The 26,054-nt window shown below is 66.1% G+C and carries 26 protein-coding genes and 1 tRNA gene; 16 read left to right on the top strand and 11 right to left on the bottom strand.

Annotation, left to right across the window (positions count from 1 at the left end):
• Positions 1–14: 14 nt before the first annotated feature.
• Positions 15–1,373, top strand: coding sequence for a methylenetetrahydrofolate--tRNA-(uracil(54)-C(5))-methyltransferase (FADH(2)-oxidizing) TrmFO (gene trmFO, locus AAW00_RS03425; protein WP_047002891.1), 1,359 nt, complete (start codon positions 15–17; stop codon positions 1,371–1,373).
• Position 1,374: 1 nt separating this feature from the next.
• Here trmFO and AAW00_RS03420 read toward each other — a convergent pair whose 3' ends face one another.
• Positions 1,375–1,839 carry an EF-hand domain-containing protein gene (locus AAW00_RS03420; RefSeq protein ID WP_047002890.1) on the bottom strand — a complete coding sequence of 155 codons (465 nt, stop codon included), beginning with the start codon at positions 1,837–1,839 and terminating at the stop codon, positions 1,375–1,377.
• A 30-nt stretch (positions 1,840–1,869) separates the two neighbouring features.
• Positions 1,870–2,523: a hypothetical protein gene (locus AAW00_RS03415; protein WP_047002889.1), complete on the bottom strand. Its 654-nt coding sequence runs from the start codon at positions 2,521–2,523 to the stop codon at positions 1,870–1,872.
• A 447-nt stretch (positions 2,524–2,970) separates the two neighbouring features.
• On the opposite strand from AAW00_RS03415, the gene AAW00_RS03410 reads away from it, so the two are divergent.
• From AAW00_RS03410 to AAW00_RS03385, 6 genes are all read left to right on the top strand, one after another.
• The gene (locus AAW00_RS03410) at positions 2,971–4,527 is read left to right on the top strand and encodes a pilus assembly protein TadG-related protein (protein WP_162199405.1); all 1,557 of its coding nucleotides are present in this window, start codon (positions 2,971–2,973) and stop codon (positions 4,525–4,527) included.
• The gene (locus AAW00_RS15155; RefSeq protein ID WP_047002887.1) at positions 4,524–4,991 is read left to right on the top strand and encodes a TadE/TadG family type IV pilus assembly protein; all 468 of its coding nucleotides are present in this window, start codon (positions 4,524–4,526) and stop codon (positions 4,989–4,991) included. Before AAW00_RS03410 ends, AAW00_RS15155 begins: the two co-directional genes overlap by 4 nt.
• Entirely contained in the window at positions 4,988–5,443 is a 456-nt protein-coding gene (locus AAW00_RS03400; protein WP_047002886.1) for a TadE/TadG family type IV pilus assembly protein, read from the top strand. The genes AAW00_RS15155 and AAW00_RS03400 overlap by 4 nt, the downstream gene beginning before the upstream one ends.
• Before the next feature lie 106 nt (positions 5,444–5,549).
• Positions 5,550–7,475 carry a pilus assembly protein gene (locus tag AAW00_RS03395; protein ID WP_047002885.1) on the top strand — a complete coding sequence of 642 codons (1,926 nt, stop codon included), beginning with the start codon at positions 5,550–5,552 and terminating at the stop codon, positions 7,473–7,475.
• Complete coding sequence (locus AAW00_RS03390; RefSeq protein ID WP_047002884.1) at positions 7,472–8,065, top strand: TadE/TadG family type IV pilus assembly protein; 594 nt, start codon at positions 7,472–7,474, stop codon at positions 8,063–8,065. The genes AAW00_RS03395 and AAW00_RS03390 overlap by 4 nt, the downstream gene beginning before the upstream one ends.
• The gene (locus AAW00_RS03385) at positions 8,062–8,760 is read left to right on the top strand and encodes a TadE/TadG family type IV pilus assembly protein (protein WP_052761739.1); all 699 of its coding nucleotides are present in this window, start codon (positions 8,062–8,064) and stop codon (positions 8,758–8,760) included. Before AAW00_RS03390 ends, AAW00_RS03385 begins: the two co-directional genes overlap by 4 nt.
• Positions 8,761–8,779: 19 nt before the next feature.
• Here the strand turns inward: AAW00_RS03385 and AAW00_RS03380 are convergent, their stop codons facing one another.
• From AAW00_RS03380 to AAW00_RS03370, 3 genes are all read right to left on the bottom strand, one after another.
• A complete protein-coding gene (locus tag AAW00_RS03380) occupies positions 8,780–10,171 on the bottom strand; it encodes a pyruvate dehydrogenase complex E1 component subunit beta (protein WP_047002883.1) in 1,392 nt (463 codons plus the stop codon).
• 3 nt (positions 10,172–10,174) lie between these two features.
• Positions 10,175–11,260: a pyruvate dehydrogenase (acetyl-transferring) E1 component subunit alpha gene (gene pdhA, locus AAW00_RS03375; protein ID WP_047002882.1), complete on the bottom strand. Its 1,086-nt coding sequence runs from the start codon at positions 11,258–11,260 to the stop codon at positions 10,175–10,177.
• A gap of 131 nt (positions 11,261–11,391) precedes the next feature.
• Complete coding sequence (locus AAW00_RS03370; RefSeq protein ID WP_047002881.1) at positions 11,392–11,718, bottom strand: septum formation initiator family protein; 327 nt, start codon at positions 11,716–11,718, stop codon at positions 11,392–11,394.
• 109 nt (positions 11,719–11,827) lie between these two features.
• Here AAW00_RS03370 and hppD point away from each other — a divergent pair, with 109 nt between their 5' ends.
• Together hppD and AAW00_RS03360 are read left to right on the top strand one after the other, a co-directional pair.
• On the top strand, positions 11,828–12,919 hold the full coding sequence (gene hppD, locus AAW00_RS03365) for a 4-hydroxyphenylpyruvate dioxygenase (protein ID WP_047002880.1): 1,092 nt from the start codon (positions 11,828–11,830) through the stop codon (positions 12,917–12,919).
• A gap of 75 nt (positions 12,920–12,994) precedes the next feature.
• A tRNA-Arg gene (locus tag AAW00_RS03360) sits at positions 12,995–13,071 on the top strand.
• Between the two features lie 12 nt (positions 13,072–13,083).
• On the opposite strand, the gene AAW00_RS03355 is transcribed toward AAW00_RS03360, so the two are convergent.
• The 3 genes from AAW00_RS03355 to grxC are packed head-to-tail and all read right to left on the bottom strand — an operon-like array spanning position 13,084 to position 14,646.
• Positions 13,084–13,542 carry a DUF1178 family protein gene (locus AAW00_RS03355; protein WP_047002879.1) on the bottom strand — a complete coding sequence of 153 codons (459 nt, stop codon included), beginning with the start codon at positions 13,540–13,542 and terminating at the stop codon, positions 13,084–13,086.
• Positions 13,539–14,366, bottom strand: a complete 828-nt coding sequence (locus tag AAW00_RS03350; protein WP_047002878.1) for a carbon-nitrogen hydrolase family protein — start codon at positions 14,364–14,366, stop codon at positions 13,539–13,541. Before AAW00_RS03350 ends, AAW00_RS03355 begins: the two co-directional genes overlap by 4 nt.
• 16 nt (positions 14,367–14,382) lie before the next feature.
• The gene (grxC, locus tag AAW00_RS03345) at positions 14,383–14,646 is read right to left on the bottom strand and encodes a glutaredoxin 3 (RefSeq protein ID WP_047002877.1); all 264 of its coding nucleotides are present in this window, start codon (positions 14,644–14,646) and stop codon (positions 14,383–14,385) included.
• A 128-nt stretch (positions 14,647–14,774) separates the two neighbouring features.
• Here grxC and AAW00_RS03340 point away from each other — a divergent pair, with 128 nt between their 5' ends.
• Positions 14,775–15,263 (top strand): Hsp20 family protein, encoded by a 489-nt coding sequence (locus tag AAW00_RS03340; protein WP_047002876.1) that lies wholly within the window; start codon positions 14,775–14,777, stop codon positions 15,261–15,263.
• A gap of 361 nt (positions 15,264–15,624) precedes the next feature.
• On the opposite strand, the gene AAW00_RS03335 is transcribed toward AAW00_RS03340, so the two are convergent.
• From AAW00_RS03335 to tpiA, 3 genes are all read right to left on the bottom strand, one after another.
• Entirely contained in the window at positions 15,625–17,262 is a 1,638-nt protein-coding gene (locus AAW00_RS03335) for a CTP synthase (RefSeq protein ID WP_047002875.1), read from the bottom strand.
• 92 nt (positions 17,263–17,354) lie between these two features.
• Positions 17,355–17,819 (bottom strand): preprotein translocase subunit SecG, encoded by a 465-nt coding sequence (gene secG, locus AAW00_RS03330; protein WP_047002874.1) that lies wholly within the window; start codon positions 17,817–17,819, stop codon positions 17,355–17,357.
• A gap of 100 nt (positions 17,820–17,919) precedes the next feature.
• Positions 17,920–18,681: a triose-phosphate isomerase gene (gene tpiA / locus AAW00_RS03325; protein ID WP_047002873.1), complete on the bottom strand. Its 762-nt coding sequence runs from the start codon at positions 18,679–18,681 to the stop codon at positions 17,920–17,922.
• A 228-nt stretch (positions 18,682–18,909) separates the two neighbouring features.
• On the opposite strand from tpiA, the gene AAW00_RS03320 reads away from it, so the two are divergent.
• The 6 genes from AAW00_RS03320 to trpD all read left to right on the top strand — a co-directional run bounded on the left by AAW00_RS03320 (position 18,910) and on the right by trpD (position 26,001).
• On the top strand, positions 18,910–20,853 hold the full coding sequence (locus tag AAW00_RS03320) for a peptidylprolyl isomerase (protein ID WP_047002872.1): 1,944 nt from the start codon (positions 18,910–18,912) through the stop codon (positions 20,851–20,853).
• Positions 20,854–20,875: 22 nt separating this feature from the next.
• Positions 20,876–22,375 (top strand): anthranilate synthase component I, encoded by a 1,500-nt coding sequence (gene trpE, locus AAW00_RS03315; RefSeq protein WP_047003501.1) that lies wholly within the window; start codon positions 20,876–20,878, stop codon positions 22,373–22,375.
• A 29-nt stretch (positions 22,376–22,404) separates the two neighbouring features.
• A complete protein-coding gene (locus AAW00_RS03310) occupies positions 22,405–23,172 on the top strand; it encodes a phosphodiester glycosidase family protein (RefSeq protein ID WP_082124895.1) in 768 nt (255 codons plus the stop codon).
• On the top strand, positions 23,169–24,128 hold the full coding sequence (gene pip / locus AAW00_RS03305; RefSeq protein WP_047002871.1) for a prolyl aminopeptidase: 960 nt from the start codon (positions 23,169–23,171) through the stop codon (positions 24,126–24,128). The genes AAW00_RS03310 and pip overlap by 4 nt, the downstream gene beginning before the upstream one ends.
• Positions 24,129–24,400: 272 nt before the next feature.
• Positions 24,401–25,012, top strand: coding sequence for an anthranilate synthase component II (locus AAW00_RS03300; protein ID WP_047002870.1), 612 nt, complete (start codon positions 24,401–24,403; stop codon positions 25,010–25,012).
• Positions 25,009–26,001, top strand: a complete 993-nt coding sequence (gene trpD / locus AAW00_RS03295; protein ID WP_047002869.1) for an anthranilate phosphoribosyltransferase — start codon at positions 25,009–25,011, stop codon at positions 25,999–26,001. The genes AAW00_RS03300 and trpD overlap by 4 nt, the downstream gene beginning before the upstream one ends.
• Positions 26,002–26,054: the final 53 nt, after the last annotated feature.

Here is a 26,054-nt window from a genome sequence, read left to right as displayed (position 1 = left end):
TATCTGCCGCCCCCATGACACATCAGGTCCACATCATCGGCGGCGGCCTCGCCGGGAGCGAAGCGGCATGGCAGCTCGCCCGGCGCGGCATCAGGGTGCGCCTGAGCGAGATGCGCGGCAGCGGCCAAGGAGAGACGGCGGCGCATCACACCGACGGACTGGCGGAACTGGTCTGCTCCAACTCCTTCCGCTCCGACGACGACGAGAAGAACGCCGTCGGCCTGCTGCACCACGAGATGCGGCGTCTGGACAGCCTCGTCATGCGCGCGGGCGAGGCGGCGCGGGTGCCAGCGGGCAGCGCCATGGCGGTGGACCGCGACCACTTCAGCGCCGAGGTGCAAAGGGCGTTGGAGGAGCACCCCAACGTCGAGATCGTGCGCGAACTCGTCGAGGTGCTGCCGGCCGAGGGCATGACCATCGTCGCGACCGGCCCGCTCACCGCAGCGGCGCTTGCCGACAGCATCATCGAGGCGACCGGAGAGGACCGACTGGCCTTCTTCGACGCCATCGCACCCATCGTCCATCGAGACAGCATCGACATGGACAAGGCCTGGTTCCAGTCGCGCTGGAATAAGGGCGACGGCAAGGATTACATCAACTGCCCGATGACGCGCGAGCAGTACGCCGCCTTCCACCAGGGCCTGCTCGATGCCGAGAAGGGCGAGTTCCGCGAGTGGGAGGCGAACACCCCCTACTTCGAAGGCTGCATGCCAATCGAGGTCATGGCCGAGCGGGGGTTCGACACACTGCGCTTCGGGCCGATGAAGCCCGTCGGGCTCGACAACCCGCGCGATACCACGCCCGAGTTTCCCCAAGGCCGCTGGCCGCACGCGGTCGTCCAGCTGCGGCAGGACAACAAGCTTGGCACGCTGTGGAACATGGTCGGCTTCCAGACCAAGATGAAATGGGGCGCGCAGGTCGAACTGTTCCGCACCATTCCCGGTCTCGAGAACGCCGAGTTCGCGAGGCTGGGAGGGATGCACCGTAACACCTTCATCAACTCGCCGATCCTGCTCGACCGCCAGCTGCGCCTGAAGAGCGCGCCGCACATTCGCTTCGCCGGGCAGGTGACGGGGTGCGAGGGTTATGTCGAGAGCAGCGCCGTCGGCTTGCTCGCGGGCATGATGGCGGCGGCCGAGCTGGCGGGCGACGCGTGGACCCCGCCGCCAGCCACCAGTGCCATGGGCGCGCTGCTCAGCCACATCACCGGCGATGCGGAGGCGAGCGACTACCAGCCCATGAACGTCAATTTCGGCCTCTTCCCGCCGCTTCACGATGTGAAGAAGAAGGCGCGCAAGGAAGCCTACACCGAGCGGGCGAAGGCGGATTTCGGCGACTGGCTGGGCGCCGCACGAATCGCCGTGCCCGCCTGACCTAGCACCGGCACCGCGCCGGAGTTCGCCGCGGTGCCGGTGCACTTGTTGCGAATTCCGCCGCGTTCAGTTCCCCGTCGCGGTTGCCGTCCATTTCGGCAAAGCGCTCGCTCGTGGTGATGGCCCATTCTTCGAAGGTGAGCAGGTTGTTGCCGTCGGTGTCCAGCGCGCGAAAGGCGTTGGTGCGGGTTGAGAGCATCTCGTTGCGGGTGATCTTCAGGTCGCGATTGCGGTCGTAGCGAAAGAAGCGCTGCTGCTCGCGCGTCAGTTCGCTCGCCTCGGGCGGCGCGGGACCGCGCATGTCGGATACGTCGGCTGTGGGCAGCGCGTCGGGATCTTCCGCCGTCGTCTCCACCGGCTCGGGCGGCGGCGCTGCCTGCTCGACCTCGGCCCTTCCCTGCATCCAGAACAGCCCGAGACCCACAAGCAGCAGGGCGCCGAACGCGCCCAGGATGACTCGATTCATAGGTAGCTCCCCTTATGCGGGGAACTTAGCTCAACGCCCGGCAATGCCAAGCCGCATGGCGACCATCATCGCGCCCGGACCGTCCAGCGGGTCGCTTGCGCCACGCTCGAGCGCACGGCGCGACAGTCCGGCGAGCACCGCGAGGGGACGCAAACGGCGCGGCATCCTTTCCGCAGGGGGAAGCGAGAGCGCAGCCTGACGCACCATCTCCGCCTCCGCTCCGTCGCCCAGGTGCAGGGCGAGGTCGGCCAGCGCCCAGCCTTCGGCGGCCATTCGCACCGCGCCGGCATCCGCCTCACCGTCCGTCCGCTCCGCAACGGCAAGCCAACCTTCGGCCCTGCCTTGCGCGAACTGCATGAGCGCTGCTTCATCTAGCCGTTCGGCCAGAAGAGCCTCCCAGCCATCGACGAGCGGAGCCAGTCGCCCGGTCGCCAGCCCCGATGCGCGCAGCAGGGCCAGCAGCGGCTCGCCGAGCGGCCAATGATCCGGCTCTTGCGCGAAGCGCTCGCGCCACCAGGCGAGCTTCAGCTGCGCGATGACCGGCTCGCCGCGTGTGCGTACGATCCCCGCTAGCCGGGTATCGAGCGCCAGCAGCGCCGCTGTCGGCTCAAAGGCGGCCGCAGGCGCATAGCTGAGCGCCAGGCGCTGCACGAGCGGAAGGGTTTCGAGCAGGGTCCTGTCCATCGCCAGCGCAGGTGGCCACCCGGCCACGTGCGGTCAAGCGCGATGCGAAGGAGACCATTAGGTGGGTCGCAGATATTGCGAAATTAACCACCTGCGTTGACCATTGTTTCAACCCTTGTCCGGCATAAGCATCCTGCCGGGAAACCGCGGCGCCGACCGAAAGCCCAGGCGGTCGGCAAAGCGGATGTCCGGCCGCCGAGACAGCGCGCCCGCGGGGCCACCCTTCCCTTCCCGCGGACGTGCTGCCTCGACACCGAGCGGGGGGCAAGCGGTTCACGAATTTTCCCCTCGACGCGCTCGGTATTGCGCCGAGTGCGATGGCTTAACGGGCATTAACCGTGAATCGTTACGCGCCTACAACCACACGTTCCCTATTGGTCCCAGCGACTAGGTAGCATCTCGAGGTTCCACATGGTCCTGAAAGCCTTCCAACACACGATCTCTCGCATGACCGGCTGCACCAGCGGAAACGCGACCCTGCTCGTGGCGCTGGGAATGCCCATGCTAATCGGCGGGGCCGGCCTCGGCGTCGACGTGACGCAATGGTACATGTGGAAGCGCGAGCTGCAGTTCGCAGTGGACCAGGCGGCGATTGCCGGTGCCTGGGCGCGGGCCGACGAGGACACCGAGAGCACCTACATCACGCGCGCCGAACAGGAATTCGATGCCAATATGCAGGTCGCGGGCGGCTTCGCCAGCGACCCGGAAATCCAGCTGGCGGACTATGCCGGCGGCGAGGACAACTCGGTCGCCGTGTCGGTCACAGCGCACAAGCCCCTGCCCTTCACCAGCATCCTGACCGAGGAGACATTCCCGGTCTATGCCTATGCCCAGGCCAGCTTCGAGGAAGGTACGACCTTTTCCAGCTGCCTGATCGCGCTCGACGACGACGATTACGGCGCCATCACCATCGGCGGCAACTCGGTGCTGACAGCAAGCTGCGGCCTTGCCGCGCTGTCCACCGACGACACTGCCATCACCGTGAGCGGCAATCCGCAGGTGGATGCAGGCTGGATCCTCGCCGCAGGCGGCGTTGACCAGTGGCTCAAGGACAATACCGACGACGTCATCATGGAGCACATGGAGGGCCTCTTCGACCCGTTCGAGGAATTGTCCCCACCCAACCCCTCGTCTTCGCGCCAGGCGCGCACCTATTCATGTTCGGCAGAACCGGACACCACGACCGCCAACAAATCGGTGACGACCACGGTCACCTATTCGTACTGGAAAGGCAACACCAACAACCGCACTGAATGGAACGGGTATGCCAGCCCCAAGGCCAGCACGGAGTACACCGCGCCTACGGAGGTCGGTATTTCCGTGCCCAACGGCACCGTTGCGGGCACGACCAATGCGACGACGACGACATGGACCGGCCTTGGCGGCAATGGCCAGGACCGCAAGTGGGAAAAGGCGGTCACCGTAACGACAACGACCTATTCCAACGTGCTTGTAACCCCCGGCGCGCAGGCCGGAAGTGTACGTCCCGGCACCTACACCGACATTCAAATCCGCTGCAACACGGCCTTCGCGCCAGGAGTATACAACATTGTGGGCGGCGGCTTGAAAATCACGGGCCAGTACGAGGTTACCGGATCGGCGGTTATGTTCGTGCTTTATGACGGTGCATGGATCGACGTGGCCGGCGGCGCCGACGTGAACCTCACCGCGATGCAGGCATCCGATCTCATGTCGCTCGGCGTTTCCGCCGACGATGCCAACGAACTGGCCGGTATGCTGGTCTTCGAAGACCGCGATTCGCGCGGCAGCAGCAAGACCAAGCTCAACGGCAACGCCAATACGGTGCTCAACGGCACCTTGTATTTTCCGGTCAGCAACGTCCAGTTTGCCGGCACCGTGGGCGTCACCAGCCAGTGCCTGATGATCGCGGCAAACAACATCACCATCACTGGCACCACCAACATGACGACCTTCTGTCCCGCCGGCTCGACCGAGGACACGACGGTCGCCACGACCGAAGCCCGCGTCAGGCTGGTGGCATGATCGGCGCGCGCGCCCTGATTGCCCGCGTCCGCGGCGACGAGCACGGCTCGATGGCGATCGAGACCGCCTTCGTCGCGCCGGTCCTGCTCGTCATGGCGCTCGGTGGGTTCGAGGTGAGCACGATGGTCGCCCGCCAGACCGAGCTGCAGAGCGCGGCGGCCGAGGCGGCGCAGGTCGTGCGCGCGTCGGCACCTGAAACCGCGGCGCAGCGCCAGACGATCCACGACATCTTGGTCGTCTCCTCGCGCCTGGAAGACGACCAGGTTTCCATCACCCCTCTCTATCGCTGCGGCACCTCGGAGGATTACGTCACCGTCGCGGGAAGCTGCGGGTCCGACGTGGAATACCAGTTCATCCGCATCGATCTGGAAGACACTTACGAGCCGATCTGGACCAGCTTCGGCGTGTCGGAAGGTTTCGATTACAACATCAGCCGCACGGTCCAGGTAGGGTCGCAGGCATGAAGGCGCTGATCGCCCGAACGCTTTCGCGGCTGCGCGCCGACACCGGCGGCTCGGTCTTCGTCGAATTCGCCCTGCTCGGTCCGGCCTTGCTGGTGATGATGTTCGGCGTTCTGCAGGTCGGCATCGCCTTTCAAAGCTACAGCGCGCTGCGCAGCCTGTCGGCCGACGTCGCGCGCTATGCCATGGTGCAGTACCAGACCGGCAACACGCTCTCCAATTCGCAGCTGCGCACCTTTGCCCGCAACCAGGCGCTGGGCGCGCCCTACCTGATGACGTCGGATCGATTGGCGATCACCGTCGAGGATGCCGATGACCAGCGCGTCACCGGGGCCAAGGAAGTCGAGATTTCGGTTACCTACCGCATCTACAACATGATGGGCTTCATCGGCATCGAAGGCCCGACCGTCGACTACGTGCGGCCCATCTTCCTGGTTGAAGAAGCAGCCGCCTGACACCAGGCGCGCCATCGATGACCCACCTGTGCGTTCGCACAAATCATGAATTCCTTAACCATCTGCGTTGACGGTTATCTCAGGCGCATTGCGTAAAACACGCAACATGGCCACGCCCTCGCCTCACCCTCGGTGCCTGATCGGACGCTTCCTCGGCGATTTCGCGCGCGATGCGTCGGGCAACGTACTGGCGATTATCGCCATCTCCATCTTTCCGCTGATCGCGCTGGTGGGTGGCGGCGTGGACATGGGCCGTGGCTACCTTGTGCAAAGCCGGTTGCAGCAGGCCTGCGATGCGGGCGTTCTGGCCGCGCGCCAGCGACTGGGTAGCGAAGTCGTCGTCAATGGCGAAGTGCCCGACGAGGTGGCCGAAACCGGCAACCGCTTCTTCAACGTGAACTTTCGCGACGGCGCCTACGGCAGCGAGGACCGCGCCTTCGAAATGGCGTTGGAGGACGACTTCGCCATCACCGGAACGGCATCGGCAACGGTGCCCACGACGCTGATGCGCGTGTTCAATTTCGAGGAAGTGGAAGTCAGCACAAGCTGCCAGGCCGTCCTCAACTTCACTGACACCGACATCATGATGGTGCTCGATGTCACCGGCTCCATGCGCCATACCAACCCCGGCGACACCATGTCGCGGCTGGATTCGCTGAAGCAGGTCATCCGGGATTTCCACACGCAGGTCGACGGCAGCAAGGCCCCGGGCACCACGATCCGCTACGGCTTCGTGCCTTACGCGACGAACGTCAACGTCGGCGGCCTTTTGCGCGATAATTGGGTCGTCGACGACTGGACCTATCAGACGCGCCAGCGGGCCTCCCTTGCCACGAACGCCAACAGCTCGACCTATTATCGTGGCTGGACCTATGTTTCCGGCGACAGGCCAGACTGGAACAACTGGCCCATTTATTCGACCTACGCGGCAACCTTTCACGCCGCCACCAGCGCCGACCAGAGAGGGCACTACAGCTGCGATCAGGGTAACCCGCCCGACACGCTGACCTCGACGTCCGCGCCCACCGGACCGAGTTATGTCGAGGTGCAGGCCTCGCCGGCCGCGACACTGACGGTGACGCCGAAGCGGGTCACTGAAAACGGAACGCGCTACACGACGACCCTCAACGGCGCGATGTGCGAGAAGCGCTCGCTGACTTCGAACAATTATGTCCAGGACGTCGAGGAGGTAGTCTCGGTACCCGATACCTCCTACAATTGGAAATATGCCCCTTTCTCGCGCGATGTCTCGAACTGGCGCAGCGAAACCGGTGGATGCATCGAGGAACGTTCGACCTATCAAATAACCGATTATGACAACGTCGATTTCGATCGCGCACTCGATCTCGATATCGACCTCGTACCCGGTCGCAACGACCGCACCAAGTGGCGCCCGCGCTATCCCGACACGATCTTCACCCGCGCGCTGAAGGACAACGGCTCGGGTGCGATCAATGTCGATGCCGTCACCACGACCGATACCTTCAGCAAGACCGGCACCTGGTGGTTCTCCGCCTGCCCCGCCGCCGCCCGCAAGCTGGCGCCGATCAGCAGCGGCGAGCTGGACAGCTATCTTGCCACGCTCGTGCCCTACGGCGCGACATACCATGATATCGGCATGATCTGGGGTGGGCGCCTGCTCTCGCCTACCGGCCTGTTCGCAAGCGAGAACGAGGACAGCAACGGTCGTTCGCGCAGCCGCCACATGATCTGGATGACCGACGGCCAGACCGAGCCCTACGACCTCGCCTACGGGGCCTATGGCACCGAGCCGCTCGATCGGCGGCGCTGGTCGCCGGGCTCCTCCATGACGCTGGCCCAGACGGTCGAGGCGCGCTTCGGCGTTGCCTGCGAGGAAGTGAAGAAGCGCAACATCACCGTCTGGGTCATCGCCTTCGGTACCCAGCTCAATCCGATCATGGAAGAATGCGCGGGCCCGAACCGTTCGTTCGAGGCGGCGAACGCGGTCGAACTGAACGAGGCCTTCACCTCCATCGCCAGCTCGATGGGCGACCTCAGGGTCTCGCGATGAACCTGCGCGCCCTCCCAGCCCTGCTGCGCGACGACCAGTCGGGCGCGACGATCGTCGAGTTCGCACTGATCCTGCCCGCGCTGGCGATGACGCTGATGGCCTTGTTCGATTTCAGCTACAATTTCTACGCCGAGACGATGATCGAAGGCGCGGTGCAGAAGGCGGCGCGCGATTCGACGGTCGAAATCCACGCCGGCGACTACGAGGCGCTGGATGCCAATGTAGAGCGCGCCGTGCGCCGCATCGTCTACAGCGCCGACATCGAGTTCAGCCGCACGGCCTATGCCAACTTCTCCGACATCGGACGGCCCGAGGACTACACCGACGTCAACGGCGATGGCATCTGCAACGCGGGCGAGCCCTTCGAGGATGCCAACGGCAACGGTGAATGGGACGACGATCGCGGCAGCGACGAAACCGGCGGCGCGCGCGATGCGGTGCTGTACGAGGTGACTGCAACCTACGGCCGCGCGTTCCCGCTCAACGCCTTCATCGGCATCGATCCAGAGGTCAGCGTCGTCGCCCGCACGGTGCTGCGCAACCAGCCTTTCTCCCTGTCGGAGGAAGCGAGCGTGGAGAACTGCCCGTGATCCGCCGCCTCGCCCGCGCCCTGCGCACCGACCAGTCCGGCCTGGCGATGACCGAATTCGCGCTGGCCCTGCCCTTGGTCCTGACGCTCGGCCTGATGGGGCTGGAGACGGCCAACCGCGCCTTGGTGCAGATGCAGGTCTCGCAGCTTGCCGTGCAGATCGCCGACAACGCCTCGCGCATCGGCGAGACATCGGTGCTTGAAGATCAGAAGATCTACGAATTCGACATCAACGACCTGTTCTACGGCGCGCACCTGCAAAGCGGCAAGGGCGTCGACCTGTTCGAGCACGGCCGCGTCATCCTCAGCAGCCAGGAAGTCGTCCCGGGCACCGAGGAAGACCAGTACATCCACTGGCAGCGATGCATGGGCAAGAAGCGTGTGGGCAGTTCCTACGGAGTCGAGGGCGACGGCCTGCGCTCCCGCCGGTTCAAGGGCATGGGGCCGCGCGGCGAGGAAGTGCTTGCCTTCAAGGACGGGGCGGTGATGTTCGTCGAGATCGCCTACGATTATCAGCCGATCATCGGCCAGCCCTTTGGCCTCGGCGGCGACCAGGTGGTGCGCGCCGTCGCCAGCTTCACCGTCCGCACCGACCGCGACCTGACGCAGATCTACCAGCGCGACAGCGGCGATCCCGATCCGGTCGCCAACTGCGATGTCTATGGCGGGTCGGGATACAAGGACGGCGCGAACTGACGCTATCCCCAGGTTAGCGTCAGTCGGCGTAGCAGACCTTGCGGCAGGCCTTTACCACCGCATCCTTGTCGATGAGCGCGAGCTTTTCGAGGTTGGCGGCGTAGGGCAGCGGCACGTCTTCGTTGCAGACACGGATCACCGGTGCGTCCAGGTGGTCGAAGCCCTCCCCCATGCAGATTGCGACGATTTCCGAGGCGATCGAGCAGGTCGGCCAGCCCTCTTCCGCCACGACCACGCGATTGGTCTTGGCGAGCGAGGCCAGCACGGCTTCCTTGTCGAGCGGGCGCAGCGTGCGAAGGTCGATGACCTCGGCCTCGATGCCTTGTCCCGCCAGCTCTTCCGCAGCCTGCAGCGCGACGCCGACGCCGATGGAATAGGAGACGATGGTGACATCAGATCCCTCGCGCATGGTCCGCGCCTTGCCGATGGGCAGGACATGGTCGTCCAACTGAGCGACCTCGAAGCTCTGTCCGTAGATGAGCTCGTTCTCGAGGAAGACCACAGGGTCCTCGCTGCGAATGGCGGCCTTCATCAGGCCCTTTGCGTCCTGCGCGTCGTACGGCGCGATGACGATGAGGCCGGGCACGCTGGCATACCAGGGCCCGTAGTTCTGGCTGTGCTGCGCGCCCACGCGGCTCGCCGCGCCGTTGGGGCCGCGGAACACGACCGGGCAGCGCATCTGGCCGCCGCTCATGTAGTTGGTCTTTGCCGCCGAGTTGATGATGTGGTCGATCGCCTGCATGGCGAAGTTGAAGGTCATGAACTCGACGATCGGGCGCAGGCCGCCCATGGCCGCGCCCGTGCCGATGCCGGCAAAGCCGTATTCGGTAATCGGCGTGTCGATAACGCGCTTCGGCCCAAATTCTTCCAAAAGGCCCTGCGTAACCTTGTAGGCGCCCTGGTACTCGGCGACCTCCTCGCCCATCACGAACACGCGCTCGTCACGGCGCATTTCCTCGGCCATGCCATCACGCAGTGCCTCGCGCACGGTGAGCTTGACCATGTTGGTGCCGGCAGGAATGTCGGGATCGGCGGCGCGCGGCTTTGCCTCGGGCTTGTCGGCCTGCTGCGTGATCTCGGCCTCGGAAGGCTCGCGGCCCACGTCCTTGCCCTCGCCCGCCACGTCCTCGACCGTGTCCGCAGGAGCGGCAGCGGCAGAGACATCCTCCCCCTCGCCCGCCAGGATGGCGATGACGGTGCCGACCTTTACGCCCTCGGTCCCTTCCTCGACTAGGATCTTGCCGACCGTGCCCTCGTCGATGGATTCGAACTCCATCGTCGCCTTGTCGGTCTCGATCTCGGCCAGCACGGTGCCGGATTCGACGCTGTCGCCTTCCTTCACCAGCCACTTGGCGAGCGTGCCTTCCTCCATCGTGGGGCTGAGGGCGGGCATCTTCAGTTCGATCGCCATGGCTCAGTACTCCTCCACCAGCACATCGGTGTAGAGTTCGCTCGCCTGCGGCTCGGGCGACTGCTCGGCGAAGTCGGCGGCCTCGGCCACGGTCGCACGGATGGCCCTGTCGATCTCTTTCAACTTGTCCTCGTTCACGCCGGCCTCTGTCAGGTCCTTCTTCACCCGCTCGATCGGGTCGTGGTGGTCGCGCTGTTCCTGGACCTCCTCGCGGGTGCGATACTTGGCCGGGTCGGACATCGAGTGCCCGCGGTAGCGATAGGTGTTGCACTCCATCAGCACCGGGCCGTTGCCGCCGCGCACGTGGGCAAAGGCGATCTCGGCCGCCTGGCGCACCTCGAGCACGTCCATGCCGTTTACTTCCATGCCGGGGATGCGGAAGGCTGTGCCGCGACGGTAAAACTCGGTCTCCGCGCTGGAGCGTTTGACCGCGGTGCCCATGGCGTACTGGTTGTTCTCCACCACGAAGACGATCGGCAGCTTCCACAGGCTGGCCATGTTCATCGTCTCATAGACCTGGCCCTGGTTGGCCGCGCCGTCGCCGAAGTAGGCGAGGCAAAGGCCGCCGTCGTCGTTGTACTGGTGCGCCAGCGCGAGGCCCCCGCCCAGCGACACCTGCGCGCCAACGATGCCGTGGCCGCCGTAGAATTTGTGCTCGGTGCTGAACATGTGCATCGAGCCGCCCTTGCCCTTGGAGATGCCGGCGGCGCGGCCCGTCAGCTCGGCCATGATGACCTTGGGATCGATCCCATAGGCGAGCATGTGGCCGTGATCGCGGTAACCGGTGATCACGCTGTCGAGCCCCTCGGTCAGCGCCGACTGCAGACCCACGGCAACGGCTTCCTGACCGATGTAGAGATGGCAGAACCCGCCGATGAGGCCGAGACCGTAGAGCTGGCCGGCCTTTTCCTCGAACCGGCGAATGAGCAGCATCTGTTCGTAGAAATGCAGCAGGTCGTCGCCGTCAGCCTTGAAGCGCTTCTGCTTTTCGAGCGCCTGCTGGAGGCTGCGGAGCGCGAAATCGGCGGCATCGTCGGCAGACGGCGCTGCGGCACCCTTCGCGGCTTTCGGCGTGGCGGCTTTGGCCAAGGCATATCCCCTGTTGCGGCCCTTGAAGTGGGCGTCGTGTGTGGATGGGAATGCCTATAGGCAGCAAAATGTTTCGCTGGCAACGCCGACCGCGAGCGATTTGCCAAAGCGGTTATTTTGCCAGAACGGATTTACCGTTCGGGCAGTGGTTCGATTTCGACGATATATTCGTCCTCGTGCGCGACGTTGAGCCCGCCGCGCACCAGTTCGTCGGCAAAGTCGGCATCGACGTTGTCGGGATCGAGCAGGTCGACCCGGTTTTCAAGGACGTCGCGGCGTTCCTCCAGCGTGGCGATGCGCTGCTGGTATTCCTCCAGCTGCACCGAGTGATCGCTCCACGCCAGCACACCCGATGGGCCGATCAGGGCCATCAGGCCGATGACCACTAGCACCGCCAATGCCGCAGCGTTCCCGATCCTTTCGCGCACCGCGTCCCGACGATTCCGGTTCTTTCCCATCGCCGCCCTTGAATCACAGGAATGCGCGGGGTTCAAGGATATTGCGCTCCAACATGCGGTTTGGCGCAAATTTCTTGACCACGGAAGAAAAGAAGTTACAAGTGAAACCATGAGCGATCTCTTCGAAAATCCCATCGGCCTCGACGGCTTCGAGTTCGTCGAATTCTGCGCTCCGGAAAAAGGCGCGATCGAACCCGTGTTTCAGGCGATGGGCTTCACCCATGTCGCCAATCACCGCAGTAAGGACGTGCAGCTCTGGCGCCAGGGGCAGATCAACCTCATTGCCAACTACGAGCCAAAGAGCGCAGCCTGGTTCTTCGCCCGCGAGCACGGCCCCTCGGCCTGCGGCATGGGCTTCCGCGTCAAGAACGCCGCCAAGGCCTATGACGAGCTGATCGCCCGCGGGGCCGAGCCGGTGCAGGTGCAGACCGGCCCGATGGAGCTGCACATCCCCGCCATCCGCGGCATCGGCGGCGCCATCGTCTACCTGATCGACCGTTATGCCGACGACGAGGGCAAGGGCCTCTCGATTTACGACATCGATTTTGAATATCTCGAAGGCGTCGATCCCTGGCCCGAGGGCGCGGGGTTCGACCGCATCGATCACCTGACGCACAACGTATACAACGGTCGCATGGCCTACTGGGCGGATTACTACGAGAGCCTGTTCAACTTCCGCGAAATCCGCTTTTTCGACATCAAGGGTGAATACACGGGCCTCACCAGCAAGGCGCTGACCGCACCCGACGGCAAGATCCGCATCCCGCTCAACGAGGAAGGCGAAGGCGGCAAGGGCCAGATCGAGGAGTTCCTGAAGCAGTTCAACGGCGAGGGCATCCAGCATATCGCCCTCATCTGCGACGACCTGGTCAAGGCATGGGATCGCCTCAAGGACTTTGGCGTGCCCTTTATGACCGCCCCGCCCGAAACCTACTACGAGATGCTGCCCGAGCGCCTGCCCGATCACGGCGAGCCGGTGGACGACCTGAAGGCACGCGGCATCCTGCTCGACGGGACGACCGAAGGCGGCCAGCCCCGCCTGCTGCTGCAGATCTTCGCCGAGGCGCAGGTCGGGCCGGTCTTCTTCGAATTCATCCAGCGCAAGGGCGACGAAGGTTTCGGCGAGGGCAATTTCAAGGCCCTGTTCGAGAGCATGGAGCGCGACCAGATCAAGCGCGGGACGCTCAACGTCGACGCCTGATCGGCACGCCGGCTTCCGCGCCGAATGCCTTGGCAGTTGTGCGCGCCGCTGCCTCCGACTAGATCGTCAGCCAGCGCGCCCGTAGCTCAGCAGGATAGAGCACCGGATTCCTAATCCGGGGGCCACAGGTTCGAATCCTGTCGGGCGCACCACCCCATCGGCAATCAGTTCAGTTCCTCGGGCGGAGCGACGGGAAACGGCAGGGGGGAGACGGGCACGCCCTCCTCCACCAGCGCCTTCGCTTCGTCGACGCTCGCCTGGCCGTGGATAACCTGATGCTCGCGCTCGCCGTAGTGCATCGCGCGCGAGGCTTCGGCGAAATCCTTGCCGACCCAGGTGCTGTCCTTCAGTGCCCTCGCCTGCGCCTCGGCCAGTCTTGCCATCGCCTGCGCCACCTCGGGCGGCAGCGGAGCATTCGCGACGGGCGTTTTCACCCCACCTTCCGCTTTCCGGTTGCCCTTGCGCGGTACGGCGGGAGCCATCGGCGCCTTCGTCACGTCCACGCTGCCGCAAGCCGGACAAGCGAGCAGACCGCGCTCCGCCTGCGATGCGAAGTCGGCGGAGGATCCGAACCACCCCTCGAAGCGGTGGCCGTGGTCGCAGGTGAGATCATAGACGATCATTGCCCGCCCGATCTGGGGATTGGCCGCTTGTTGGCAAGACTGGGCAACTGGGCACGCACCTCGCCGATGCGGGAAAGATCGAGATCGCAAAGGCCGAGCCCCGCCTCCTCACCTCCCATGTCGAGCAGCACCTCGCCCCACGGATCGACCACCAGCGAATGGCCGAAGGTCGCTCGCCCGTCGGCATGACGGCCCACTTGCGCCGCGGCCACGACGAAGGCGCTCGCCTCTACCGCGCGGGCGCGTTGAAGCAGGTGCCAATGGGCCTTGCCGGTCGGCACGGTGAAGGCTGCGGGTATCGCGATCGCATCGCAGGAGCGACGGCCAAGTTCGTCGAAAAGCGCGGGAAACCGCACATCGTAACAGGTCGTCAGGCCTAGGGTGCCGATCGGAGTGCCCGCGGCTGTCACGACCGCGTCACCCGGCGCATAGGCTGCGGATTCGCGCCAGCTTTCACCAGTGTCGAGTGCAACGTCGAACATGTGAATCTTGTCGTACCGCGCGGCGATTCCGCCAGCCGGGTCCAGCAGCAGCGTGCGGTTGGCCCAGCGACCGTCCGCACGGGCGACTGGCAGTCCCAGGGCGATCCACAAGTCGTGCTTCGCAGCCGCCTCTTGCACCAGCGCAACGCCCGGATTGTCCTCTTCGGCCACTATACCGGCCGCAGCGCGCACGCGGTCGCGGTCGATCAGCAGCGCCATTTCGGGGGTGAAGAGCATGGTGGCGCCCTCCCCGCCCGCGCGCTCCGCGGCATCGGCCACTACGCGGGCATTCGCCAGCGGGTCGATGCCCGAGGTCATTTGCAGGAGAGCGATACGGGTCATGGTGCCCGCCCGAATGTCAGAGCCCGAGCAGCACGTCCAGCTTGCCCTCGCGTTCCAGTGCGGCAAGGTCGTCAGACCCGCCGATAGCGCGGTCGTCTATGAAGACCTGCGGCACGGTGCGCGCGTCGGGGCGGCGCTGCATCATCTCTTCGCGCTTGGGCCCGCCCATCGTGATGTCGTACTCGGTATAGTCTACGCCCTTCTCGTCCAGCAGGCGCTTGGCCCGGTGGCAGAAGCCGCAAAAGGCCTTCGTGTAGATTTCCACCTTAGGTGTGGTCACGCGCAATTCCTCGCTGGATTGGCCGTCTGGCCGCGCTTGAAACCGCGCGCCCGGCAATTATCTTGTCTCGTGCGGACGCCGTCAGGGTCCGCTCTATCGTCAAATTGCTCAACAGAGGATTTGTTTCAATGAACCGTTTCGATCTTACCCCTTATCGTCGCTCGACCGTCGGCTTCGACCGCATCTTCGACCTGCTCGAAAACACCGCGCGCAGTGCCGGTGGCGGCGATAATTATCCCCCCTTCAACATCGAGCGGCGCGGCGAAGATGCCTATCGCATCACCGTGGCCGTGGCCGGCTTCACCGCCCGCGATCTCGACATCACCGCGCAGCAGAACCTGCTGACCGTGCAGGGCCGCAAGCGCGACGAGAGCGTCGAGGGCGAGATGCTGCACGTCGGCATCGCCAATCGCGGGTTCGAGCGCCGCTTCGAGCTGGCCGACTACGTCCGCGTCGAGGATGCCGATCTGAAGGACGGCTTGCTCGTCATCGACCTGGTGCGCGAGGTGCCCGAGGCGATGAAACCCAAGAAGATCGCCATCGGCGGAACCACGCTGAACGTGGTCGAGGGTGACAAGGCAGACACCGACTCCAATGACGAACAGGCTGCGGCCTGACGTCGTCGCAAAAACCAATCTTACGAAAACGTTGGGGGCGGGCCCGCTAGGACCCGCCCCCTCGACGCTGGAGGCGCCGACTCGCCTCTGGCATTGGCTGTCCGGGTCGCAAGAGACAACCAGTTCCAAAGGCAAGAGCCTATCGATCGCGCGCGTATCCCTGCAACGCACCGACGATCGACCTCGAACCAGACTGAAACCGTTCTTAGGGACGGATGGAGCAAAGGCTGCCGGACACGCCCCCACGGCCCAGAATTTCGCGATTAATCAATGGCGCCGCTTGTGCAAGCGAATTTTGACATATGTTGATCTTGCCGAAACAATCGTGCGATCCGGCGCAATACCGTGAGTTAGGGGTATTCTAAACGAGGCGCGACTGGGCGAGTGCGGCCTCGATGAACCCCGAGAATAGCGGATGCGGGTCGAAGGGGCGACTCTTCAGTTCAGGGTGGAACTGCACGCCGACGAACCAGGGATGATCGGGCCGTTCGACGATCTCCGGCAGCAGGCCGTCGGGCGACATCCCGGAAAAGATCAGCCCGCCGTTCTCCAGTCGCTCGACATAGGCGGAGTTGACCTCGTAACGGTGGCGATGGCGTTCGGAGATGGTCGTTGCCCCGCCGTAGATGCGCGAGACGTGGCTGTTACCGTCGAGCTTCGCCTCGTAGGCGCCGAGCCGCATGGTGCCGCCGAGATCGGTCTCGGCAGAGCGCTGCTGCAGGCCTTCCGCGCTCATCCATTCGGTAATGATGCCGACCACGGGCTCGCTCGTCTCGCCGAACTCTGTGGAGGAAGCCGTGTCGATGCCGATGCTGCGGGCGCCCTCGATACATGCCATCTGCATCCCCAGGCAGATGCCGAGGAAGGGCACCTTGCGTTCGCGGGCGAAACGCACCGCGGCGATCTTGCCCTCGCTGCCGCGCTCGCCGAAGCCGCCGGGTACGAGGATCGCGTGGAGCGGCTCGAGCTGGCTGGCGATGATGGAATCGTCCTGCTCGAAAACCTCGGCATCGATCCAGCGGATCTTCACCTTGGCGCGGTTGGCCATGCCGCCATGGATCAGCGCCTCGTTGAGGCTCTTATAGGCATCGGGCAGGCCCACGTACTTCCCGACCACGCCGATTGTCACCTCGCCCTCGTAATGCTCGTAGCGATCGAGCACGTCGTCCCAGCGGGCCATGTCGGGCAGGTTGGATGTGCCGAGCATCCCGAAGGCGCGCAGAACTTCGGTATCGAGGCCTTCCTCGTGATACTGGCGCGGCACGGCGTAGATGCTGCTGGCGTCGAGCGCCTGGATGACCGCCTCTTTCCGCACGTTGCAGAAGTTGGCGATCTTCTGCCGCTCGCCGTCGGGCAGCGGATGCTCGCAGCGGCACAGCAGGATGTCGGGCTTGATGCCGAGGCTTGCCAGCTCGCGCACGGAGTGCTGCGTGGGCTTGGTCTTGAGCTCGCCCGCGGCCTTGATGAAGGGCACCAGCGTGACGTGGACGGACAGCGTCTGCAGCGGCTCGAGTTCGTTCCTGAGCTGGCGGATGGCCTCCATGAACGGCAGGCTCTCGATGTCGCCCACGGTGCCGCCGATCTCGCACAGGATGAAGTCGTGGTCGCCCTGGTCGGCCAGTGCGAAGTCCTTGATTGCATCGGTGACGTGCGGGATCACCTGCACCGTCGCGCCCAGGTAGTCGCCGCGCCGCTCCTTGGCGATGATGTCGCGATAGACGCGGCCCGAAGTTATGTTGTCGTTCTGGTGCGCGGAGACACCCGTGAACCGCTCGTAGTGGCCGAGGTCGAGGTCGGTCTCGGCCCCGTCGTCGGTCACGAAGACCTCGCCGTGCTGGTATGGGCTCATCGTGCCCGGATCGACGTTGAGATAGGGGTCGAACTTACGAATGCGGACTTTGTAGCCGCGCGCCTGCAGCAGCGCCGCGAGCGATGCCGCCATGAGACCCTTGCCGAGCGAGGAAACCACGCCGCCGGTGATGAAGATATACCGCGCCATGGGACTTGGTCCTTAAGGGTGTACAGGGATTCGGCGCAAGCGTTCCGGCGCGGATTTCCACCGCGTGCCGGAAAAAACCTGCGTTGCCGCGATTACTCGCCGATGTTGGCGAGCGGGTCCTCGGTGAGGCCGGTGCTGTCCGCCCGGTCCTGTGCGCCCTCGGGCGCGGGAGCCACCTCGACCGGAGCCGCGCCGTCGAGGCCGGTGTCGGCCGGGAACACGCCATCGCCCTGCGGCGCGCCGGTCGCCGGAGCCGCGCCCTCGATGTCGCGGGTGGCGGTCGAGCGGTCGATCGTGGCATCGAGATCGCCCGGGCCGGTGGTGCCGGTAGCGATGCCCGCCAGAACGATCGCCAGCACGACGAAGACCACGGCCGACCACTTGGTGGCGCGGGTGAGGAAATCGGCCGCGCCGCGCGCGCTCATCAGGCCGCCGGGGCTGCCGCCGCCGCCGATGCCGAGGCCACCGCCCTCCGAACGCTGCATGAGGACGAGCGCGACGAGCGCCGCGGCAACGAAGCCCTGGAGGACGAGGAGGAAGTTGAAGAGCGAGTTCATGGTCTGACGATCTGGCTGGTGTGCTGTGCGTATGTGACGCGCGATGTAGTCCGCGCCGGACTATCCGGCAAGGGCCGCGCGCCGCGGCGTGGGAGTGGCCTTATTCGGCGTCGGGATCGGGCGCGGCGGCGACGATGATGCCGAGGAAGCTCTCCGCCGTCAGGCTGGCCCCGCCGACCAGCGCCCCGCCCACGTTCTCGACCGCGAGCAGCTGCGCCGCGTTCTCGGGCTTGACCGAACCGCCGTAAAGGATGCGCACGGCAGCCCCGCCCTCGCCGTAGATGCGCTTGAGTTCGTCGCGGATGTGCGCGTGCATGGCGGCGACATCTTCGGGCGTGGCAGTGTTGCCGGTGCCGATCGCCCAAACGGGCTCGTAGGCGACGGTGACCTGCTCGGCCGGGCTGTCGCTGGGCGGAAGCGAGCCCGCCAGCTGGCCGGAGACCACGCTCTCGGCCGTGCCCGCGTCGCGCTGCGCGGCGGTCTCGCCCACGCAAACGATCACGGTCAGGCCCACCGCCAGCGCCGCCTCGGCCTTCTGCCTGACCAGCGCGTCGCTCTCGGAATGATCGGCGCGGCGTTCGGAATGGCCGACGATGACGAAGCCGGCGCCCGCATCCTTCAGCATGGCGGCGGAGATATCGCCGGTATGCGCGCCGCCATCGGCCGGATGGCAGTCCTGCGCGCCGATGCCGATCAGCGTCGCTTCCTTGCGGCAGGCGTGGACGAGAGTGGCAGGCGGCGCCAGCGCCACCTCCACCTTGATCAACCGTTCGGCGGCACGGTCGATGGCGCGGGCCTCCGCCAGCATGGCGCGGGTGCCGTGCATCTTCCAGTTGCCGACGACATAGGGGCGAAAAGTCATTGCTGTTCCCGAATTTTCTAAGCGCCATAAGGCGATCGGCGATCACGGGGCCGAAATCGCAGGCGAGATGGCAGCCGCGCTAACCTTCGCACCCGCGCTTGTCAAAGCCGGTTTTGCCCCGTGCCGGAAAGCGCAACCGGGCTGTTGCGGCAAGGTCCCATGCGGGATAAAGCGGCGGCCTTCGAGGCGCCCGGGGCGCCGCGCACGAGACACCAGAACCGGAATCCCATGATCAGTTTCTTTCGCAAGTTCTTCCAGTCCAAGCTCGGCCTGGGCCTGACGCTCGTCTTCCTCGTGCTCATGGGTTTCGCCTTCGCCAGCGCGGATGTCTCGAATACGTCCGTATTCGGCGGCGTGGCGGGCGGCGACCGGGTGGCGGTAGTCGGCGACCGGACGATCTCGACCAGCGAGCTGTCGCTCAACGTCACCAATTCGATGCAGCAGGCGCGCCAGGAGAACCCGACCCTTTCGATGCAGGCCTTCATCGACGCCGGCGGGTTCGACGAGGTGCTTGATTCGATGATCAGCCGCGCGGCGCTCTCCGAATTTGGCACGATGCTTGGCCTGCGAGTAGGATCGGCGCTGGTGGACAGCGAAATCCGCTCCTCTCCCGGCCTGCAGAACGCCGCTGGCGAGTTCGACGTGAACGCGTTCCGCGCCTCGCTGCGCCAGCGCGGCCTGACGGAAAGCGCCGTGCGTGACGATCTCGCGCTCAGCCTGATGGCGCGGCAGATGCTGCTGCCGGTCGCCTACCAGGCCACCCTGCCCGAAAGCGTGGCGCGCACCTATGCCCAGCTGTTGAACGAGACGCGTATCGGCCGCGCGGCGGCATTCCCCGCCGAAGCCTTCGCCCCAACCGGTGCGCCGACGAGCGCGCAGCTGCAGGAATACTACGATAGCAACCGCGCACGCTACGTCCGGCCCGAGCGCCGGGTGATCCGCTACGCCACTTTCACCGCCGAGAACCTGAGCGACATTCCGCCCGTCACCGACGCGCAGGTGGCCGCCCGCTACCAGGCCGATGCCGTCCTTTATCGCGAGCGGCAGCAGCGCAGCTTCACCCAGCTGGTCCTGCCGACCGAGGCCGCCGCGCGGGCGGTGATTGCCGAGGTTCGCGGCGGCACCACGCTGGAAGCCTCGGCCCAGTCCAAGGGCTTGGCGGTGACACAGGTCGAGGATGTCGAGCAGCAGGATTTCGCCAGCAGCGCCTCGCAGGCCGTGGCGCAGGCCGCCTTTGCCGGCAACGACGGCGCGCTGGTCGGCCCCGTGCGCGGCAGCCTGGGCTGGTACGTCTTGCGGGTCGATGGCGTCACCCGCATCGCAGCGCGCTCGCTGGCGCAGGCGCAGGGCGACATCCGCACCACGCTCGAAACCGAACGCCGCACGCAGGCGCTCGGCGAATTGACCGAGGAGCTGGAGGACCAGTTCGCCCGCGGGCGCACCTTGGATGAAGCTGCTCGCGAGCTCGGCGTGGAAATCCAGTCGACCCCGCCGCTGCTCGCCAGCGGCCAGGTCTATGGCCAGCAGGCCCAAGCCCCGGCGGAGCTGGCGCGGGTGATGAATTTCGCCTTCGAGGTGCCCGAGGGCGAGGCTTCGCTCGACGAGATTGCCGCGGGCCAGCAGTTCCTGATCTACGATGTCGGAAACATCATCCCCAGCGCCGCCGCGCCGCTTGCCGAGATCCGCGAGCAGGTGGCCGCCCAGTGGCGCCGCGACCGGGGCATGGCCGCCGCCGGACAGGCCGCCAACCGCGTCCTCCAGCGCGTGGAGCGAGGCGCTTCGCTCGCCGATGCCGTGGCGCAGGAAACCGCCAACCTTCCTGCCACGCAGGCGCTGCGCATCTCGCGTCGCGAGCTGCAGCGGCTGGGCCAGGTGACCCGCGGCACCGTGCTGTTCTTCTCGATGGCAGAAGGAACCGCGCACCGCGTGGCAGAGCAGGCACAGGATCGCTGGTTCGTGATCCAGCTGGACGATATCGAGGTGCCCGAGCTTGCCGCCAACGATCCCCTCATCGCCGCGACCCGCGCCCAGCTCGGCCAGACGCTGGGCAGCGAGTATGCCGAGCAGTTCGTTGCCGCGGTGCAGCAGGCGGTCGAGGTCGAGCGCAACGAGGACGGGATCGCCGCCGTGCGCCAGTCCCTGCTGGGCGGCAACAATCCCGCCGCCAATTGAGGGCGCGGTGCAGGCCGCGGCGCTGAACAACGAGGCGGCGGCCCGCGCGGCGCTGGCGGAAGGGCGCAACACGCTCGTCTGGCGGCGGGTGGTGGCCGATACCGAGACCCCGGTCGGCGCGGCGCTCAAGCTGATCGAGGAGGGGCGCGGCGACTTCCTGCTGGAATCGGTCGAAGGCGGCGAGGTGCGCGGGCGTTACAGCCTGCTGGGGCTGGACCCGGACCTGCTGTTTCGCGCCACGGGCGAGCGTGCCGAGGTCAACCGCCGCTGGCAGCACGATCGCGCGGCTTTCGAGGGGGTGGACGGCGACAGCCTCGCCGCCCTGCGCTCACTGGTCGAGGCCTGCCGCATCGAGGTGCCGGACGGCCTGCCCCCGGCCCTCGCCTGCCTGGTCGGCTATTTCGGGTACGAGACCATCGGGCTCGTCGAGAAGCTGCCCCGAGCCCCGCAGAGCGCTCTCGCCCTGCCCGACATGCTGTTCGCGCGGCCCACCCTGGTGCTGGTGTTCGACCGGCTGACCGACGCACTCTACGCCGTTGCGCCGCTGTTTGCCGGGCAACCCGATCCCGCCGCTGCCGTCAATCGCGCCGCCGAGCGCATCGACGAGGCGTTGCGCAAGCTCGCCGGCCGCGTGCCCGATGCCGCCCGCCTTTCCGCGGCGCCCGAACTGGCACTGTCGCCGGTCACGGACGAGGCCGCATATGCGCGCATGGTCGCCTCGGCGAAGGATTACATCGCGGCTGGCGACATCTTCCAGGTCGTGCTGGCACAGCGGTTCACCTGCCCATTCCCGCTGCCGCCGCTGGCGCTCTATCGCAGCCTCAGGCGCGTAAACCCCTCGCCCTTTCTCTACTTCCTCGACCTGCCGGGTTTCGCCGTGGTAGGGTCATCGCCGGAAATCCTCGTGCGGGTAAGGGACGAAGAGGTCACGATCCGCCCCATCGCAGGCACCCGGCCGCGCGGGAGCGACGAGGCCGAGGATCGCGCCAACGAGGCGAGCCTGCTCGCCGATCCCAAGGAATGCGCCGAACACCTCATGCTGCTCGACCTCGGGCGCAACGACGTGGGCCGCGTGGCCGCGCAGGGCAGCGTCACCGTCACCGACAGCTTCACCGTCGAGCGCTACAGCCACGTCATGCACATCGTCAGCAACGTCGTGGGCAGGCTGGCGGTCGAGCGCGATGCGCTCGACGCGCTGTTCGCGGGATTCCCGGCGGGCACGGTTAGCGGCGCGCCCAAGATCCGCGCCTGCGAGATCATCGCCGAACTGGAGCCCGAGACGCGCGGCGCCTATGCCGGCGGCGTCGGTTATTTCGCGCCCGATGGGTCGGTCGATAGTTGCATCGTCCTGCGCACCGCCGTGGTCAAGGACGGCATCATGCACGTGCAGGCGGGCGCGGGCATCGTGGCCGACAGCGATCCGGCCTACGAGGCCGCAGAGTGCCGCCACAAGGCGGGCGCCCTCATCGCCGCCGCGCGCGATGCCGTGGCCCAGGCGAGCGCGCCGGGTTTCGGCCAGTGAGGCAGCGCCTGGCGCGACCGCTGCGGCGAATGGCGCTCGTCATCTTGTCCGCCCTGTTACTGAGCGCCTGCGATATCCACGTCGATGCCGAGCGCAGCGAGAACGTCGCCTCGATCTGCGAGCCGTTGATGTTCGAGCAGTCGCCCTTCACCCATTGCACCGCCGATCCCGCGCGCGACGAGGTCTTCACCGCCCTCGCCCCGGAAGACGAAGCGCCCTACCGCTCGCTGCGCGCCTTTGCCGACGATGCCGCTGCCTCGGCAGGCGTGGTCATGGCGATGAACGGGGGCATGTACGATCAAGACGGCGAGCCCATCGGGTATTTCGTGGAAGGAGCCGAGCGGCTGCACGCGCTCAACCGGGCGGATGGACCGGGCAATTTCCACCTCATGCCCAACGGCGTGTTCTTCGGCGCGGCGGACGGTGGATGGCGGGTCATGGATACCGATCGCTTCGCCGCCGAGGTGAGCGAGCGCCCCGCGTTCGCCACGCAATCCGGACCGATGCTGGTGATAGGCGGCGAACTCCATCCCGAATTCGACCCCGACGGCGAGAACCGCAAGATCAGGAACGGCGTGGGCGTGGATGCGAACGGCCGCGCGCATTTCCTCGTCAGCGAGGCGCCGGTCAGCTTCGGCAAGATGGCCAGGCTCTATCGCGACGTGCTCAATGTCGATAACGCGCTGTTTCTCGACGGCACGGTGTCGGTGCTTTGGGATGCGCCGCGCGGGCGGATGGACAGCGGCGTGCCGATCGGGCCGATCGTCGCGGTGCGCACGAGGGAGAACGACCAGTGAGCGATTACCGGGGTCTCTACCCCATCACCGAACCGTTCGAGAGCGGGATGCTCGACGTGGGCGAAGGGCACCAGCTCTACTGGGAGCGGGTCGGCACGAAGGGTGCGAAGCCCGCGGTCATGCTCCACGGCGGCCCAGGCGGCGGCATCAGCCCCAGCCACCGCGGCCAGTGGGATCCCGAGCTTTACGACGTCATCCTGTTCGACCAGCGCGGCTGCGGCAAGTCGCTCCCTTTCGCCGAGATCGAGGCGAATGACACCTGGCGCATCGTCGAGGACATGGAAAAGCTGCGCGAAATGGCGGGCTTCGAGACCTGGCAGGTCTTCGGCGGCAGCTGGGGCGCGACGCTCGCGCTCGCCTATGCCGAGAAGTATCCCGAGCGATGCAGCGAACTGATCCTGCGAGGGGTCTTCCTTGCGCGGCAGAAGGAAAAGGACTGGCTCTACACCTATGGCGCCAGCGAGATCATGGCCGAGCAGTGGGACAGGTTCTCCGGCCTCATCCCGGAGGCCGAGCGCGGCAACCTAGTGCAGGCCTACTACGACCGCCTGACGAGCGCGGACGAGGCCACCCGCCTCGCCGCCGCGACCGAGTGGTCGCTGTGGGAAGGCAGCGTCGCCACCCTGCTGCCGAACGAGGAGCTGCTCTCCAGCTTCGCCGATCCGGCCAAGGCCGTGCCCTTCGCGCGCATCTGCGCCAAATTCTTCCTGTCCGACTTCTTCCTCGAAGAAGCGCAACTGCTGCGCGACGCGAACAAGCTGAAGGGCATTCCCGGCATCATCGTGCAGGGCCGCCACGACATCTGCTGCCCGCCGACCAGCGCGTGGGACCTGAAGAAGGCCTGGCCCGAGGTCGACTTCCGCGTGGTGCACGATGCCGGGCATTCCGCCGGCGAGCCGGGCATCATCGACGGGCTTGTTCGCGCGACGGACGAGCTGGCGGGAAAGCAATCGTAAGTGAGAAGCGATCTTAGCCTGCCATCGGGTCCGAGGCTGTGCGACATAACGCGTGTCGAATTCTTCAAGCGCGATGAAATCGTCAGCGACCTAATCTGCTGCGAGGTCCACACGCATGACCGAGCCTTCCTCTTTCACGAGGACGAAACCCGGTGGCAGGATTGCGTAAATGCCTCGGAAAGTCTTGAAAACTTCAAGGATGACTGGTTTTCGCATGTGAGCCAGCCACCCTTTGCCGAATGTCGCTTCGTGGCATTCGAAAGAAAGCCATAATGATCCTCGTCATCGACAATTACGACAGCTTCACCTTCAACCTCGTCCACTACCTGATGGAGCTGGGCGCCGAGGTCGAGGTGGTGCGCAACGATGCGCTCACCGCCGGGGAAGCGCTGGCGAAGGGGCCGCAGGGCGTGCTTATCTCGCCCGGTCCCTGCACCCCGAACGAGGCGGGCGTCAGCCTTGCTCTCGTCGCGGCCTGTGCGGAGGCGGGCGTGCCGCTACTGGGCGTGTGTCTCGGCCATCAGGCGATCGGCCAGCATTTCGGCGGGCGCGTGGCGCGCGGCGGGTTGATGCACGGCAAGACCAGCGCGGTGGAGCATGACGGCACCGGCGTCTTCGCGGGCCTGCCCTCCCCCTACACCGCCACGCGCTATCACTCGCTGATCGTCGAGGACATTCCCGCCGTCCTGCTTGTCAACGCCACCAGCGAAACTCCGGGGCTGGACGGCACCGCGGTCATGGGTTTCCGCCATGCCGAGCTGCCGATCCACGGCGTGCAGTTCCATCCCGAGAGCATCGCCACCGAACACGGCCATGCGCTGCTCGCCAACTTCCTGCGGATTTGCGGCCTCGAACCCAGCCTGCCGGAAAAGGCCGCCGCATGACGCAGCTTCCCGACCCGAAGGCGCATCTGACCGAGGAGGAGGCTGAGGCGGTCTTCGGCAGCATCCTCGACGGCGAGACCAGCGAGCAGGCCATCGCCGATTTCCTCACCGGCCTTTCCGACCGCGGCGAGACGGCGGACGAGATCGCCGGTGCGGCGCGCGCCCTGCGCGCCCGGCTCGTGCCGATCGAGGCACCGGAAAATGCCATCGACGTCTGCGGCACGGGCGGCGACGGGCATCATACACTCAACGTCAGCACCGCCGTCGGTCTGGTGGTGGCGGCCTGCGGCGTGCCGGTGGCGCGGCACGGCAACCGTGCGGTCTCGTCGCTGGCAGGCGTGGCGGACACACTGGAGGTCCTCGGGCTCGACATGGAGGCGGCCGGACGCACGGCGGAGAAGACGCTGAACGAGATCGGCATCTGCTTCCTTTTCGCGCCCAACCACCACCCGGCGATGCGACGCATCCAACCCATCCGCAAGGCGCTCGGCCGGCGGACGATCTTCAACCTCATGGGCCCGCTCAGCAATCCCGCGCGCGTGCGCCGCCAGCTGATCGGCATTGCCCGCCCCGCCTATGTGCCTATTTATGCCGGCGCGATGGCGCGGCTGGGGACGGAACGCTCGATGATCGTCTCGGGCGACGAGGGGCTGGACGAACTGAGCCTGGCGGGCGGCAACGAGGTGGCCGAGGTCATCGGCCGCGATTTCGAGATGCAGCGGCTCAACGCGAAGCAGGCCGGCCTCGAGAACGCGCCCGTCGAGGCCATTCGCGGCGGTGACGCCGTCCACAACGCCAAGGCGCTGCAGGCCCTGCTGATGGGCGCCCCCGGTCCCTATCGCGACGCCGTGCTGCTCAACGCCGCCGCCGCGCTGATGGTGGCGGGCGAGGTCGAGAGCTGGAGCGATGGCGTGGAGGAAGCCGGCGAGGCTATCGACAAGGGGCTCGCCAAGGCATTGCTGGATTGCTGGATCGACAGCGTTAAATAGCCGCGCCTTGTTTCGTCCGCTCATCCTAAGCCCTTCGACAGGCTCGGGACAGG

This window comes from Aurantiacibacter luteus (genome assembly GCF_001010945.1).
Lineage (GTDB): Bacteria > Pseudomonadota > Alphaproteobacteria > Sphingomonadales > Sphingomonadaceae > Alteraurantiacibacter > Alteraurantiacibacter luteus.
Note: the sequence above shows the minus strand (reverse complement) of the source record. Positions and strands in the feature narration are given on the sequence as shown.

What these genes read in the sequence shown, in the direction of transcription:
- AAW00_RS15155 (WP_047002887.1), top strand. Translation starts at nt 4,524, where the DNA reads ATGATCGGCGCGCGCGCCCTGATTGCCCGCGTCCGCGGCGACGAGCAC.
- AAW00_RS03415 (WP_047002889.1), bottom strand. Translation starts at nt 2,523, where the DNA reads ATGGACAGGACCCTGCTCGAAACCCTTCCGCTCGTGCAGCGCCTGGCG.
- AAW00_RS03390 (WP_047002884.1), top strand. Translation starts at nt 7,472, where the DNA reads ATGAACCTGCGCGCCCTCCCAGCCCTGCTGCGCGACGACCAGTCGGGC.
- AAW00_RS03320 (WP_047002872.1), top strand. Translation starts at nt 18,910, where the DNA reads ATGATCAGTTTCTTTCGCAAGTTCTTCCAGTCCAAGCTCGGCCTGGGC.
- hppD (WP_047002880.1), top strand. Translation starts at nt 11,828, where the DNA reads ATGAGCGATCTCTTCGAAAATCCCATCGGCCTCGACGGCTTCGAGTTC.
- AAW00_RS03370 (WP_047002881.1), bottom strand. Translation starts at nt 11,718, where the DNA reads ATGGGAAAGAACCGGAATCGTCGGGACGCGGTGCGCGAAAGGATCGGG.
- trmFO (WP_047002891.1), top strand. Translation starts at nt 15, where the DNA reads ATGACACATCAGGTCCACATCATCGGCGGCGGCCTCGCCGGGAGCGAA.
- AAW00_RS03395 (WP_047002885.1), top strand. Translation starts at nt 5,550, where the DNA reads ATGGCCACGCCCTCGCCTCACCCTCGGTGCCTGATCGGACGCTTCCTC.
- AAW00_RS03335 (WP_047002875.1), bottom strand. Translation starts at nt 17,262, where the DNA reads ATGGCGCGGTATATCTTCATCACCGGCGGCGTGGTTTCCTCGCTCGGC.
- AAW00_RS03310 (WP_082124895.1), top strand. Translation starts at nt 22,405, where the DNA reads ATGGCGCTCGTCATCTTGTCCGCCCTGTTACTGAGCGCCTGCGATATC.
- AAW00_RS03300 (WP_047002870.1), top strand. Translation starts at nt 24,401, where the DNA reads ATGATCCTCGTCATCGACAATTACGACAGCTTCACCTTCAACCTCGTC.
- AAW00_RS03410 (WP_162199405.1), top strand. Translation starts at nt 2,971, where the DNA reads ATGACCGGCTGCACCAGCGGAAACGCGACCCTGCTCGTGGCGCTGGGA.
- AAW00_RS03350 (WP_047002878.1), bottom strand. Translation starts at nt 14,366, where the DNA reads ATGACCCGTATCGCTCTCCTGCAAATGACCTCGGGCATCGACCCGCTG.
- AAW00_RS03400 (WP_047002886.1), top strand. Translation starts at nt 4,988, where the DNA reads ATGAAGGCGCTGATCGCCCGAACGCTTTCGCGGCTGCGCGCCGACACC.
- trpD (WP_047002869.1), top strand. Translation starts at nt 25,009, where the DNA reads ATGACGCAGCTTCCCGACCCGAAGGCGCATCTGACCGAGGAGGAGGCT.
- tpiA (WP_047002873.1), bottom strand. Translation starts at nt 18,681, where the DNA reads ATGACTTTTCGCCCCTATGTCGTCGGCAACTGGAAGATGCACGGCACC.
- AAW00_RS03355 (WP_047002879.1), bottom strand. Translation starts at nt 13,542, where the DNA reads ATGATCGTCTATGATCTCACCTGCGACCACGGCCACCGCTTCGAGGGG.
- AAW00_RS03340 (WP_047002876.1), top strand. Translation starts at nt 14,775, where the DNA reads ATGAACCGTTTCGATCTTACCCCTTATCGTCGCTCGACCGTCGGCTTC.
- AAW00_RS03420 (WP_047002890.1), bottom strand. Translation starts at nt 1,839, where the DNA reads ATGAATCGAGTCATCCTGGGCGCGTTCGGCGCCCTGCTGCTTGTGGGT.
- secG (WP_047002874.1), bottom strand. Translation starts at nt 17,819, where the DNA reads ATGAACTCGCTCTTCAACTTCCTCCTCGTCCTCCAGGGCTTCGTTGCC.
- AAW00_RS03380 (WP_047002883.1), bottom strand. Translation starts at nt 10,171, where the DNA reads ATGGCGATCGAACTGAAGATGCCCGCCCTCAGCCCCACGATGGAGGAA.